The following is a 14162-nucleotide window of genomic DNA, read 5'->3' as shown; positions in this document are numbered from 1 at the left end:
TAGTTAGAAAGGTACGCAATTTAGGAGATTGACTGGTGAGGTGATTGTTTATGTACCAGGATTTTTACCAATATCTTCAATGGCTGCAAAGCTATATCCAATCACAAGAGCAGCGAATTGCATCACTAGAAAAAATGATTGGAAGTATGAGAAATCAACTGAAACAGTTACATCAAAAACAGGCCATTCATGTCGATAGAATTGAATATAAATTTGACCAATTGAAGGTGGAGACACTGGAGGGAACGTTGACCATTGGCTTGAATCCAAATGACTTGGCAGGAATTGAGGATTTTGCGGTTCAAAAGCAAAATTTAAGTACCCCCTTATCTCCGAATGCTCCAATGAAAAGAACCATAAAAATTGAAGAAGCGATTTATCACTATTTAGAAACGGAGTTGCCGCTGCTACTCGAAGAAACGCAAGCCAGATTAGCTATTCCACCTAATGAATCCTACCTATCCTTCATAAAGGACGACATCATTAAACAACTCCCAAACCGGATTGATTTTCATTTAAAATCATTTCAGCAGCAGAACCATTCCATCGATCCCAATTCCGTTGATGAGCAAATTATTGAATTAATCAAACAGGAAATACGAAATGGCGTGTCGGTATTTTTAAGTCATTTACCTGATCAAGTGAAGGGAATGAATAAAGAATGATTTTTGAAGTTTACAACCGAAATCTCTGTGTTAACAACATCAAAATTACCGGGGTAGCCAGCTCCTCGATGGTCATGATAGGCGATACCGAAACGATACAATTGGCCTCTGCTTTTGACACCCCGCCTGAATCGTTAATTATCGGACCATTTGTGCCGTTAGAACCGGATGTGACACCTGGATATGCTGGAGAGACTATCTAATGTAGACCGGATTGAAGTAATGGTTACTTCGTTTTCTTCCATTCTTCAGCTCGGCGATTCCTGCATTGTTGACGCTTTTTCAAGAGCACTTGCCGTCCAGCGGGAAGCAGAAACATTTTTCGGCAATGAAGGAAACCTTCCCTCCTTTCCCGTCACAACTAAGCCAATTCCGTTTCTGCCAATCAATGAGGCCCTATCTTACCGGGTTTATAATAGCAATCCCATTATAAAGGTTCATAACTTGGAAGTTATCGGGTTTTCAAATGCTTCCATATTGCATGTTGGCAACACCAAAAAGGTTTCAATGGAAGCCAGGGTAAAGCATATCCGACAGCTTTTACCTTTGGGTCATGAACAAGACATGCGCTGACGACATATGTTGCTTATAGTTTATTTGTAAAGGATGTTTTTCGATGCCAGCCATAATCGGTCCCGTACAAATTCTCAATGTCACCGGAGGAATTGTTCAGTTTGGTGATACGCTGTATATTTCACCGAAGACAGGTTCCAAAACTTCAGCAGGTGCCGGTGGTTTTAATACTGGCGGAATAGTGTTAACTTTCAATGGGCTGAGCGGTACAAATGTACTCGACACGAAATTGGTAGACCAGCCGATTGTCGGTAATAACTAAAAAATGACATAAACCATTATTGGTCTATGTCATTTTTTTATCTAATCAAGCTTTAAGATATGGGCGCCATCAAAGAAGAATAAATACCGCTCATTGACTTTTACTTTCCAAATTTGTTCAATCGCCTTTGTATATAAATTAATTTGCAGCTTATAGCGGTTTTCAAGAATGGGTTTCGCCTGCTGAAATCCCCCTTTAAAGCGATCGGTAATCCCATCGGATTTATAATCGATTAAGGTAAGGCCGGTCTCATCCTCGAGGATGCAATCAATAATCCCTTGGACAAATACTGCTTCATCCCCTTCTTGCCAATCAGAATATACAGCTTGAGCTGGCAGGGACAGTGTAAACGGTACCTCGCGATGGACCTTTTTCGCATGAAAATAACGTCTGCCCAAATCCGTTACAAAGAATTGCGCAATCAGCTTGGCATCAATGACCTCTGCCTGTTCAGGAGTCAATAATTCATTTGTAACCATCCAATCAACTTGTTCGCCAATTGTCGTTTCGCTAACCGGCTTTGACAAATCCACATGCTGCATCACCATATGCATTGCGGTCCCCCGTTCAGCTGGGCTTATTGACTTTTCCTGCATAAACTTTGGCCGCTTAACAATTGACTTTTTAAATTTATGGAGTAATTCTGTACCGCTTTGTTCATCAGCCACTTCGCGTTGACGTTTAATTTCCGAAACAGATTGCTTCGATCGGTGAACCGCTGCATGATGATGAGCATACACCCAAGAAAGTCGTGCAGAAACTTCATCATCATAATCCGAGACTGCCGGAACAATTTGTCCTTTTTCAACTAATTCAATCAACTGGTCTTTTTCCATTTCAAGCGCTTGGTCCTGATTTTTTATCTCTTCAGCACTGATAACAGATATTTTCCACGAAGAAGGATGTGCTGTGATTTCCTCAGCTAAAAGAGCGTTTGATGCCGCTCCTCCTCGCAGTATTCCGCAATCCTGATGGCGGACCAGCGCAGGGCCAATCCAGTCAATATAGCCTGCCGCCGAGGCCCTCAGGTAATCCTTTAGTAACCAATCCTGATGGTTGGTAACATCCATCCATTGATCAAATCTTTTCGCTGTATCTTTAAGCGTTGCGGTTAAATACAACTTTTCCTTTGCCCGCGTCATCGCTACATATAAAACCCGCATTTCTTCTGCAAGCATTTCTATCTTTTTCTTCCGCTTAAATGCAATCTGCGGCAGCGATGGATAGGATATCCGCTTCTCGGCATTGATATATTTAGCCGCAAACCCGAATTCTTTGTCGAGCATAAACGGCTTTCTCAGATCGGTTAGATTGAAATTCCGAGCCATTCCAGCCATAAACACAACCGGAAATTCAAGTCCCTTACTGCTATGAATGGTCATGATCCGCACGACATCCTCCTGCTCGCCTAGTGCCCTTGCCGCACCGAGGTCATCTCCTCGGTCCATCATCCGCTCAATAAAACGTAAGAAACGGAATAGCCCGCGGAACGAGGTTTGCTCATAGGTCCGTGCCCGGTCGTATAGGGCTTTTAAGTTCGCCTGACGCTGCTTTCCTCCCGGTAAACCACCGACAAAATCGTAAAAATGGGTATCCCGGTATAGCTGCCAAATCAATTCGGAAAGTGCCCCGTTTCTTGCCAATGAACGCCATTCTGTTACGGAATCATAAAAATGGCGGACTTTATCATAAAAAGCCTCCGATACTTCCGCCTCACTATGGCGACAAAATGCAGAAACCGCCTCCCAGTATGAACCACCTTTGTATTGAACACGAATTTTTGCCAGCTCCTCCTCATTTAACCCGACAATAGGGGAGCGTAAGACAGAGGCCAGCGGGATGTCCTGGTAAGGATTATCAATAACCCGGAGTAGCGAAACCATAATTGCTACTTCTGTTGCCTCGAAATAACCCGTTGATAAGTCTGCATAAATGGGAATTCCTTGCTGCTTAAACTCCTCGATAATCTGCGGTGCCCAAGTCATCGATCGTAGTAAAATCACGATATCTCTGTACATGAGAGGACGAGTTGATTTTGTTTTAGCGTTATAAACCTGGGCTCCATTTGCGATTAATTCCTTTATTTTCGCAGCAATGACCCTTGCTTCGAGCTGGGAACTTTCAAGATCTGCTCCATCTAATTGAGAAGATTGCTCCTCACTGTCAAATTCAGATTCATTCGCCGCCTCGGCAATTTGACCTTTTTGATCGATCAGGATCAGCTCAGCAGGAAATGGCTCGTCCTCCGGATAGGGTGCGCCATTACGGAGCTGTGCAGCTTCGTCATATTCTATTTCGCCAACCTTTATGCCCATGATTTGTTTAAATAAATAGTTTGTCCCATCAAGGACTTCCTTTCGGCTCCGGAAATTCCTTGCCAAATCGATTCTTAATCCGCCATTCCTGCCATCCAGTGTAAAGCGATTATATTTGGATAAAAATAGATTGGGCTCAGCTAACCGGAAGCGATAGATGGATTGTTTGACATCCCCAACCATAAACATATTACCGTTTTCTTCATCTTCCATAGCCACCAGTTTTAAAATGGTTTCCTGTACCATATTCGTATCCTGATATTCATCAACATACACCTCTTTAAAGTGGCGTCTGTAAGAAAGGGCTGCCTCTGATGGCTGAAAGCCTTCTCCTTTAGCTTCTGTCAAAATATCAAGGCAATAATGCTCCAGATCCGCATAGTCAACCAGTCCCTTTTCTACTTTGGCTTTTTCAAACCGTACAGAAAATTGCTTAACTAAATAAATCAATGTCTCAATCAATGGCTTCATCTCGGCCATGTCACGCAGGAAGCTTTCCGGCTTGCGTGAAAAGAGTTCATCCTTTAAATCTTGAATTTTTTTCTTGGCTTTATCACGAAGCTTCTGTGCCTTTTCTGTCAGCTCTTTATCATATTGATCACCTTTTACCGGTTTAGCCCGGGAGAATGACCAGGATTGCATCGCCTGGTGCAGCGTCTGCCATGAGTCCTGGTTCGCTTGGATCAGCGTATCAATGACACATACATCATCCAAAAAGTTCTCCGCTCTTGGTGCCGGTCCCCCGGGTAGTTTCGTGAGTTCCATCCCTTGGTTGATCATTTCCTTTGCACCTTCAAGCTGCAATTGTATATCAAATAGGAGTGCCTTAATAAATGGGAGCTCTTCAAGCTGATCAATTTCTGACACATCATACATGGAAACAATTGATTTCAAATATTGCTCTGGCAACGGATTGGACCTGGCAAAATCATAGATTGATTGGACAATCTCCATCAGCGCAGCATCACTTCGGTCACTGGTGAACGAATCTACCAATCTGAAGAATGGTTCATTGTCACCTTTCCCATATTCCTCTTCAAATAGCTCGTCCATGACTTCATCTCTAATTAATTGAGCTTCTGTCACATCGGCAATTCGAAAACTAGGGTCGACATCGATTAAATAATAATATTTCCGAATCACCTCCATACAAAAGGAGTGAAGTGTTGAAATACTGGCTTTGTTTAACAAACTAAACTGTTTTCTCAAGTGACGGGACCCTGGGTTATCATCAATTGCCTTTTCCAATGCTTCTCCAATCCGGTGCCTCATTTCTGCCGCTGAAGCATTTGTAAAGGTAACCACCAATAATTCATCGACATTGATGGGGTCTTGTTCGGAAAGGATTTTTGTAATAATCCTTTCGACGAGGACAGCTGTTTTTCCTGACCCTGCCGCAGCAGCGACAAGAATGTCCTTATCCCGGGCCATAATGGCTTTCCATTGGTCCTCAGTCCAAGTCACATCCAACGGCTTTGGGGGTATGACTACATTACTCATCCTCTTTCAACTCCTTTCCGATTAATTCCAAAACAGTTTCCTTCGAATGCGGTGTTAGAATTCGGTAAGTATTTTGTTCAATGGACTCATCAAATTGGCATACCGATTTGAAGGCACAAAAAGTACAAGGTGTTTTATCTTTTAGCTTGTAAGGGGCAATATCAAGCTTACCCTCGATAATCGAATTTCCGGTATTTTGATAAATTTTTCGGACATAATTCTTAAGATTCTCAAATTCTTCGATACTGGCAACCTTGGATTTTTTCGATAATTGACCATCCTTCTTGATTCCGGCCGCGATAATTTGCGAATCACCGGATTCAAGCGATTGATCCATTAAGCGAATCACGTTCTGGTCACTAAGCATTAATCCGTTCATTTTAAATTTTTTCATGATTTCTTTTTCAATCTCATCCACAGTTAACATCTTCGTGCTATTGACAAATGGATTATGGACATGAAAATAGAGAACCCCGGCCGGACTTGCTTTCATCTCTACTAAGTCCTTGGAATGGGTCATAACAATATCGAGATAAGTAAGCATTTGCAAGGCAAGTCCGTAATAAACCTCGGTTAAATTGACATCCTTTTCACTCGATTTATAGTCAATGACCCGCAAAAACACATTGTTATCATCTGCTTTTGCCTGGTCAACTCGGTCAATTCTGCCTGCAAGCTCCATACGCTTGCCATTCTTCAATGAAAAACTTAACGGGGGCAGCGTGCCGTTTGGACCAAAACCAAGTTCCAAGCCAATTGGCGAAAAGCCGCTCACTTTGGCATGGTCGCTTAAGACCATTGATGCTCTTGTGATGATTTGCTCCAGCTTTCGTTTAATATAATGGTGCCGCTCAGAGCTTAACAGAATTTCATTTTGCAATTTAGGGGCTAATGTTTTCACAGCTTCTTTCGACAGCTGTTCGCATTGCTGTCTTGAAAGTGAAGCCCAAGAAATATTCTGCTCATTAATTATGTCGGCGATTTGTTTTAACGCGGCATGGAATAGTTCACCGATATCAGGTGCCTCTAAACGAAAGACTTGCCGTTCCCTTAGTTTAAGTCCATGCTGAGCAAAATGAGAAAAGGCACAGGAATTATACAGCTCCATTCGCGATACGCTGGCCTGAATAGAATCCCCGTACAATTCAGCCGCTGTATCCTCAGAAAGTCTTACAGTCTGATTACTATAGAACAAGCTGGAGAATACTTTCTGTGCCTGCTTCTTATGAGGGCCGTTCATGTAATAGTTATATACATCCCACCACAAGCCAGAAATGGGATAGTTCCGTTTCTTCTGCTGCAGCTGGGCATTCAGATAGGCCAAGGTTGTTGTGGTATTCGACACGAACCCAAGCTGCTCCTCTATCGAAACCTGTCCTGGGTCGGTATGAAATACCAGCTCCTTTATTTCCGGAAACATATCTTTCAATCTCTTAATATAGGAGGATGGAATTAACGCTTTTCCTTCTTCATTGGCGAGCGGATAGCTGACATAAAGCAATGCCGACGGTGCCGTGAACGCTTTATAGGCCAAAAAGTTTTCGTCGAGCAATCGTGTTGTGCTGCTTGGCGCTACCTTTATTCCCGACGCAAGCAGTAGTTCACGGTCCTCATCCTGAAGGATGCCATCAACAGATATTTTTGCTGGCAGTACCCCTTCATTTACACCGAGTACGAACACAACCTTTACCCCATTTAACCGTGATTTCTCCAAATCCCCAATTAGCACCTGGTCAAGAGCCGGTGGGATTAACGAAAAATGCAGCGATTCAAAGCCTGCCTCCAATATGGCAGCAAAAGACTTTAGGTCAATAGGTTCGTCTCCTAAGATCTCCACAAACTGATCCAATAAATCTATGACGGCATTCCACACCTGTTCATGCTCACGAGCCTTAATCAGGTTACCATTTTCTTCAGCAGAGAACTTCCAGTTTTCAAGCTTCGCCGGTACATCCAATTCCTCGAGGAATAAATAAACAGCCTCGCAAAGCTTTCGGCCACTGTCCGCTTTCTTTAGCCGGCGTGAAAGTCTAAGAATAGGCGCGGAAATCATCAGCTTTAACTCATTTAATTCCTGCTCCAACTTCCTTTCCGCATCTGTCTGCCCATTTATGTCAGACTCAAGTCCCCTGAAGCGCCGGTAAATCCAGCGATCCTTTTTCGTCCATTTGCTCCCATTAATCCCGTATGCCAATACATAGTTTTCAAGGCGGTCCATCTTTTCCCGCATTTTAACCGGATTTTCCTGAAGTGGATACATCAGGTCGGTTTTAATCGCCCGAAATACCGGTTCATAGCGCCAATAGGAATTGATCACCTCTAGCGTTGAACGAATTAATTCAATCAACGGATGATTGAGCATCGTACGTTTTTGATCAATGAAATATGGCAGCCCATAATCCGTGAAGACAGGTTCGACAATTTCATGATAATCCCCGCCGTTTCGGATTAATAACGCCATATCCCGATAGCGGTACCCTTTTGTGCGGGCCAACTCACGAACTTCACGAGCAATTCCTTCCACCTCTGCCCGGCGATTCCCCGCCTGACAAAGATGGATAACTGTTTCACCGGAAAATGGTATGGCTGGCCTGGCATCAAACTTTTCTTCCAAATGTTGCAGCGAAGGGTTGTTCCACCTATTTGGCCCTGCCATTCTTATAGGTTGTTCGATCTCAATGCCTTCATTTAATGCTATTTCACGAATGGAAATCATCGCCTCTTTAGACGCACGAAATAAATCCAGCTCGTCCGGAGGGGCATCAAACCCTGCAGAATCGGTTGTCATTGCAATCGACACACGGCTGCATTGCTTCATTAATTCCAAGATAATTTGATATTCCTGAGGTGAGAAGCTATAAAAGCCGTCAATATAAATATCGGCATCACGCAAATAAGCCGAACTCGCTATTTTTTCAGCAAGAAGGCGAAAATAATCTTCCGAATCGATATATTTGCCAAAAATTTCATCTTCAAACTTTTGATAAATTACTTCCATGTCCGCTAATTTATCACGGAGCGCAATAGCTGCCGTCGAGTGATCGGTCGCCATTCTCAGCGACCCTGCTGCTAAATCTTCCGGTCTTAAGCAATACCGCTTAAATTCCGTAATTATTTGCTCAAGCTGCTGTACAAAACCTGTCTTATCGGAAGCCCGGCCGAAAAGATTTAGTTGATCCTTCTGTTCATCAATAATTTTGCGGATCAGCATACTCATCCCGACACTGCTTAAGTGCGAACGGCTAATCCCGCCTGTCTCTTGGAGGATTCGCCATGCCAGGCGGGAAAAACTGTACACCTGGGCGCGAATCATCCCGTTTAGGTTGGGATTTGTTGCAAGAAGATATTCTGACATGAACGTCATCTGCTCTGGAACTATATAAATAATCGGCGTTCCCTCCGGAGATGCCATAAGCCTGTCCTCAATTTCTTTAAAGAACAGTGCTGTTTTGCCGCTCCCTGAACGCCCGGTTACCATCCTTAATGACATGTAGGACCCTCACTTTCCTCAAAGTCTGTATCTTTCATTTTATCACAAATTGGGTACAAACGTTTGGATTCAAACGCAAAGGTTGCAGCCATAAATGGGAAAACTAAACACAAAAAAACACGACCCTTAAAGATCATGTTTGATTTAAAAATGGATGTCCATTTCATCTAACGGCCAGTACCTTAGATCCACCTTACCGACTACCTGATCGACCGAAATAAACCCGAAATGACGGCTATCCCAGCTCCCCAGCCTGTTATCGCCAAGAACAAATAATTTCCCCTCCGGGACAGTTTCTTCACCGGTAATTTCTTTTAAACTGAAGTCCCCTGTCAACTTGACCCCAAGGGCTTTTTGCTTATAAATCTTTAAAAAACCTTCCTGATACTTATGACCGTTTACAAATAATTGATCATTGCGGTATTCAATTTTGTCACCTGGCAATCCAATAATTCGTTTAACAAAATCTTCTTTCTCATTAGCATGGAAGACAATAACATCAAATCGGTTCAAATCGCCGACCTGGTACCCCATCTTATTGACCACCAGCTTATTCCCATCCTGCAGCGTCGGCATCATGGATTCGCCTTCCACTATATAGTTGGAAAAGAAAAATGTCCGAATAAAAGCGAAAATAATGACACCTATAATAAAGGCCTTAATCCACTCCAAGCCTTCCTGTTTCCACTCATTTTTCACCATATCCCCTCCGTTTTTCGAACAAGTTTCTATTTTCTATTTCTCCATTATAGTCATTCTCTTCACTCTTATTCAATCTTACTTCAATTCTTTTTCCTACAAACCATAGAACAAAAATGATGACTGTAACGATGATTGTCCGGTATGGCTTCGTGATCAGGGAAGTAATATCATAACCAATGAAGCTGATCGTAAAAATCATGACCATTTTCCCAATCCCTACTGCCAGCATATATTGAGCCTTGCTTAATTTGGAAAGACCAGCAACAATATTGACCACTGCTGAAGGCGTAAACGGGAAACACAACAATAAAAACAGCGGCCCAAAGCCGTGGCATTCGACCCAGTCCATCAACTTGCGAACCTTAGGGTGCCGCTTTAAAAAGGCCAATAATCTCTTTTGTCCATATTTCCTGACAAGGGAAAAAACAAGCAGTGCGCCAATACAGGCACCCAGCCATGAATATAAAAACCCCATCCATAATCCAAAGGCATTTGCATTAGCCATTACAAATACAAATAACGGGAGAAACGGCAAAAATGCTTCCAGCACTGTCAACAGGATTCCTGGCAATGGGCCCAGGGCGCGATACTCCTGAATAAGCTCCATAATATTCTCTAGTGTAAACCATGCTCTAATCGATTCAAAATCCATCCGTTTTCTCCTTAATTAGTGCTACTTACCCCTATTTTATCCTGTTGCTAGTAATTATTTTGTAATAAATTGGTGAAGAGCCTGTTTATTTTTTTCAATATTAAGATCCAGGATATCCCCTTCCCCTTTAACATTCGTTTCTTCAAAGGCACCTTGCACTGGAATTCTCATTGTCTCTACATTTCCTCTTTTATCAGAAATAAAATCCTTACCCATAAATAACATATCCGACTTATTCATATTCGTATTGATATATGGAGTCACAACCCCGATTAATTTTGGTATTTTCGTGATTGTTGTAAAACTAGCCAATTGATCACCAATGGCCTTAACGGCTTTTTGCTGGCGCTGAACACGGCCAAAATCCCCGACCGCATCATGACGGAAGCGGACATAACTCAGCATTTGCTCACCGTTTAACCGTTGCAAACCAGGCTGGAGCGGTACCTCAACATAGGCTTCCATCTTTTTTTCGACATCAATTTCTACCCCATTTGGAAAAGCCTCATCAATTAACTGAACAAACCCCTGAAAATCAACAATGGCATAGTATTGCAGGTCTATATCAAAATTCTTTTTTATCGTTTGCCTCATCAATTCGGGACCACCACGGGCAAACGCGGAATTGATTTTATGCTTGCCGTGCCCAGGAATCGGCACATAGCTGTCCCTCATAATCGATGTCAACTTAAATGTCCCTTTATCCTCGTTATAATGGACAATTAAAATAGTATCGGCCCGGGATGACTTTTCATTTTCCCGCGCATCGCTGCCTAACAGCAAAACGTTCGTGTCCCCGTATTGGTCCTTCTGCCCTTCAAACTTATAAACAACGTCTGCTTGTTTCTGGCTTCCTTTTAATTTTCCTAATGATTGGTTTACACCTTTGTGATATTGAAAGTAAGAGTACGCTGCCCCGGCTCCAATTAACAATAACAATACCAGCAAAACCGCGGGCCATTTTCTCCTCTTTTTGCGAAGATGTCGATCAGATCTCATTGTTTTATCACCTTTTAGTCTGTATTTTTAAATCCCCTCTTTATCTGACTGTAAAATTTGATTTTAGGTTTCCTCTTAAATTCATTTTCCCCTATCCTATATCCTTCTATAAATAAAACTTTCTCATGAATAGAGGAATAATGGCAATAAAAAAGCTCGCCAATAAGCGAACTTTTGCTGCCCTGTGGGGAGTGGTATTGCATTTCTTGTTTATTTTTTGTAAAATAAAACAAGAACATAGGTTCGATAAAAGAGGTGTGAAAGGAATATGACGAGAATTCCTGAGAATGATCGTGACATCATGGAGAAGGCGATTTATTTGCCAATGGTTGTAACCATTTTAAATCGTGATTTGGCCGTTGTGGAAAAAAGTCCGTTTAAATTAAAAAAGCCCTATTTGGAATTAATTGAGGAGACGCTGAAGGTAATCCAAGGGGAATTGTCTCAAGTGAAACAATATATGAAACAGAACAAGCTTCAAGTCATTGAAACAAAACGGGACGATGCTTTTACCATGTACATGTTTATTTATAAAGGGTATGAAGAACATCATAATTATTTTAATCCAAGGATTCGCAATAAGGTCCAAGAAATAATGGAGACCTATCTATTGAAAAAACACCTATCCCGTTAACTTTAAAACGTTACGCGCTGACAATTAATCATATCGACGGGGAGTTTCCGAGGCTGTTACCGGCTTTCGGCCTGGATGCAAATAAAACAATTTCTTATTGCCTTCAATTCTCTGCAGCAGCTTTGTTTTTAACAATGCAGTCCTTAGCATTTGACTTTCAATGGTACTGAATGACACAGGGAAGATACGAGATTGTTTATTCCGGAAAATAATAAGGGTCTGATGCGGGCCAACCCGGCGGTAATCTTCAACATGCTCATGGGCAATCCAAATACACTCTGGACGGGTCGGTGATGTAGTGGGAAAAAAGAAAATGTGGTTTGCTGGCTCAATAGCAATTGGAATTTTCCGATTGTAGCCAATTAATTGACGAGTTCCTTTCTTACGGCTCTCATAATCGACGCCAAAATAATCGCAGCTTTTCTTAATAAGCTCTAAAGGAGTAAATGGGGAAATATATTCGTCTTCGACCTCGAAAATCTGTGAATATATTTTACTGCCATACTTCACAGGTTCCAAAAACATCGTACATGAGTTTACCTCATATTCTTCAATTTGCAGCTTCAATCCTATCACTCCAATCATCCTAATATCCAACCTATCTTATCATGTCCAATGTTAAAAATCGCCATTTTTCGGAATTATTACTAATTTATTCACAATTTCCGCCAGAGAAATATTTCGGAAAATTATAAATTCATTGATATTATTAGAAAATCCCCATATAATAGAAAAAAGCGTTAGAGGTGATTTTCTTGAAAGAAAAGTCCTATACGGAATTAATGAAAATTGCTGCCATGAAACGCCACCGCCTGCAAGAAAACTTCGTTCAGGACCTCTACATCGACATGCTCTTGTCAGAAATCCAATTGACGATTGAAAAGGAAAAACTGATGCGTAAAATCGACTTGGCCATTGACACCCGTGACAAAAAGTCTTTTCTCCATTTATCGGGTCAACTAAAAGAAATCAACAAAAGATTTGGAACGTAGAACCGTCATATGACGGTTTATTTTTTTTGAAAAAAACTGAAGGCCATAGGCCCCCAGCCAAATTCTATTCTGCTCGCTGCTGTATTTCGAATTCTTCCAACCTGGAGATGCGGTCAAGCATTGGCGGATGGGTGTAGCGGAAAATTTTCACTAACAGCGGCGGGTTTACTTGACTCAAGCCTGTACGGGTCAATTCTTGGAAGGAACTAATCGCCGCATCGGGATTTTTAGTCATTTGGATGGCATAGCGGTCTGCCCGCGTTTCTTGATAGCGGGAAAACAGGTTTGAAAATGGACTGGCTGCAAATAACAACATCGAGAGTATCATAAAAAATAACGGCAGCGATCTAATATCTTTTATGTCAGTTATTTTTAATTCTTTTCCCCATCGGCCAGTTGCCCAGTTCATCAGCCTGTGGGTCAAATACAATCCAAGCAATGACAGCGCCAAATAAGCGGCAATCCCCCAATAAATATGCTTCTCCACATAATGCGCCATTTCATGAGCCATGATAAATAAAATTTGGTCATCCTTCAGCTTGTTCAAGGTAGTATCCCACAGGACAATGCGGGCGTTGGAGCCAATCCCGCTCACATAGGCATTCATCGCATTGGTCTCTTCTGCCATATTTACTTCAAAAACATGCTCGGCAGGTATATTGGCCTTTTCAGCAAGCGCCAAAATTTTCGTTTCGAGTTCCTTGTTTTTTAATGGATAAAAATCATTATATAACGGATCGATAATGACCGGCTGAAGAAACATCATAAATAAGGTAAACGGCACTGACAATAACCAGCCATATAACCACCAGCGCTTTGGACTTTTCCTCATCAGCCAGTATAGTACTGGGACAATGATTAACCAAGTTCCATAATTAATCCAAAAATCAATTAACTCATCCTTCATCCAGGATGGAAATGTTTGAATCGAGATATGATATGTTTTTGAAAACTTGTAATTCATATAGCTCAGTGGGAAGGTGACAAGATAGGCACAGAGCGATAACCAGAACAGGTAAATCGGTGTAATCAGCAGCTTGTATTTAGCAGACTGGAGCGCCCAATTCTTGAACACTTTAGAAAGACCGGTTAGCAAAATAAAAAAATACAACAGCCACTCAAACGGTGTTGATAAGAAGAATAACAGATTTCTTATTCTTGAATATTCTTCACTGAGCACGAGTTCCCGCCCATTCAAAAATGTGGCCGGGTCAGCCTTTGTGCCTTCGAATTCAAATGGCAGCTTTGGATCAGCAAAATGGAATAAATACCAATAGAAAAACAAGCCATATAAGCAATAGGCCAAAACCGCGTATATCCCCAGTTTTCTCACCATGTTTTGTCCCCCTTTTTGTACAACCTCTCTATACCTAGTTTA

13 protein-coding genes are annotated in these 14162 nt (G+C 41.9%); 6 read left to right on the top strand and 7 right to left on the bottom strand.

The genetic code is table 11. The annotated features are described in order from the left end of the window. Positions 1 to 50 precede the first annotated feature (50 nt). The 4 genes from gerPC to ACZ43M_RS08370 are packed head-to-tail and all read left to right on the top strand — an operon-like array spanning position 51 to position 1500. Positions 51 to 665, top strand: coding sequence for a spore germination protein GerPC (gerPC, locus tag ACZ43M_RS08385; RefSeq protein WP_464506951.1), 615 nt, complete (start codon positions 51 to 53; stop codon positions 663 to 665). Continuing rightward, a complete protein-coding gene (locus ACZ43M_RS08380) occupies positions 662 to 868 on the top strand; it encodes a spore gernimation protein GerPD (protein WP_464506950.1) in 207 nt (68 codons plus the stop codon). The genes gerPC and ACZ43M_RS08380 overlap by 4 nt, the downstream gene beginning before the upstream one ends. Continuing rightward, positions 849 to 1238: a spore germination protein GerPE gene (locus tag ACZ43M_RS08375; protein WP_464506949.1), complete on the top strand. Its 390-nt coding sequence runs from the start codon at positions 849 to 851 to the stop codon at positions 1236 to 1238. Before ACZ43M_RS08380 ends, ACZ43M_RS08375 begins: the two co-directional genes overlap by 20 nt. 43 nt (positions 1239 to 1281) lie before the next feature. Next, positions 1282 to 1500 (top strand): spore germination protein, encoded by a 219-nt coding sequence (locus ACZ43M_RS08370; RefSeq protein ID WP_464506948.1) that lies wholly within the window; start codon positions 1282 to 1284, stop codon positions 1498 to 1500. 41 nt (positions 1501 to 1541) lie between these two features. On the opposite strand, the gene addA is transcribed toward ACZ43M_RS08370, so the two are convergent. The 5 genes from addA to ACZ43M_RS08345 form a co-directional block, all read right to left on the bottom strand. Beyond that, positions 1542 to 5315: a helicase-exonuclease AddAB subunit AddA gene (gene addA / locus ACZ43M_RS08365; RefSeq protein WP_464506947.1), complete on the bottom strand. Its 3774-nt coding sequence runs from the start codon at positions 5313 to 5315 to the stop codon at positions 1542 to 1544. Continuing rightward, on the bottom strand, positions 5308 to 8805 hold the full coding sequence (gene addB / locus ACZ43M_RS08360; RefSeq protein WP_464506946.1) for a helicase-exonuclease AddAB subunit AddB: 3498 nt from the start codon (positions 8803 to 8805) through the stop codon (positions 5308 to 5310). Before addB ends, addA begins: the two co-directional genes overlap by 8 nt. A gap of 144 nt (positions 8806 to 8949) precedes the next feature. Then, positions 8950 to 9504, bottom strand: a complete 555-nt coding sequence (gene lepB, locus ACZ43M_RS08355) for a signal peptidase I (RefSeq protein ID WP_464507988.1) — start codon at positions 9502 to 9504, stop codon at positions 8950 to 8952. Beyond that, positions 9494 to 10159 (bottom strand): TVP38/TMEM64 family protein, encoded by a 666-nt coding sequence (locus tag ACZ43M_RS08350; RefSeq protein WP_464506945.1) that lies wholly within the window; start codon positions 10157 to 10159, stop codon positions 9494 to 9496. Before ACZ43M_RS08350 ends, lepB begins: the two co-directional genes overlap by 11 nt. A gap of 54 nt (positions 10160 to 10213) precedes the next feature. Beyond that, positions 10214 to 11158 (bottom strand): LCP family protein, encoded by a 945-nt coding sequence (locus tag ACZ43M_RS08345; RefSeq protein WP_464506944.1) that lies wholly within the window; start codon positions 11156 to 11158, stop codon positions 10214 to 10216. Positions 11159 to 11426: 268 nt separating this feature from the next. Between ACZ43M_RS08345 and ACZ43M_RS08340 the strand changes: the two genes are divergently transcribed. After that, positions 11427 to 11792, top strand: a complete 366-nt coding sequence (locus ACZ43M_RS08340) for a hypothetical protein (protein ID WP_464506943.1) — start codon at positions 11427 to 11429, stop codon at positions 11790 to 11792. Between the two features lie 24 nt (positions 11793 to 11816). On the opposite strand, the gene ACZ43M_RS08335 is transcribed toward ACZ43M_RS08340, so the two are convergent. Further along, the gene (locus tag ACZ43M_RS08335) at positions 11817 to 12377 is read right to left on the bottom strand and encodes a competence protein ComK (protein ID WP_464506942.1); all 561 of its coding nucleotides are present in this window, start codon (positions 12375 to 12377) and stop codon (positions 11817 to 11819) included. 170 nt (positions 12378 to 12547) lie between these two features. On the opposite strand from ACZ43M_RS08335, the gene ACZ43M_RS08330 reads away from it, so the two are divergent. Then, on the top strand, positions 12548 to 12784 hold the full coding sequence (locus tag ACZ43M_RS08330; RefSeq protein WP_464506941.1) for an IDEAL domain-containing protein: 237 nt from the start codon (positions 12548 to 12550) through the stop codon (positions 12782 to 12784). Positions 12785 to 12848: 64 nt separating this feature from the next. On the opposite strand, the gene ACZ43M_RS08325 is transcribed toward ACZ43M_RS08330, so the two are convergent. Continuing rightward, positions 12849 to 14120 (bottom strand): M48 family metallopeptidase, encoded by a 1272-nt coding sequence (locus ACZ43M_RS08325; protein WP_464506940.1) that lies wholly within the window; start codon positions 14118 to 14120, stop codon positions 12849 to 12851. Positions 14121 to 14162: the final 42 nt, after the last annotated feature.

Source organism: Neobacillus sp. B24 (assembly GCF_055381825.1).
The sequence above is the reverse complement of the archived record's forward strand: the minus strand, read 5'-3'. Positions and strand labels throughout refer to the sequence as shown.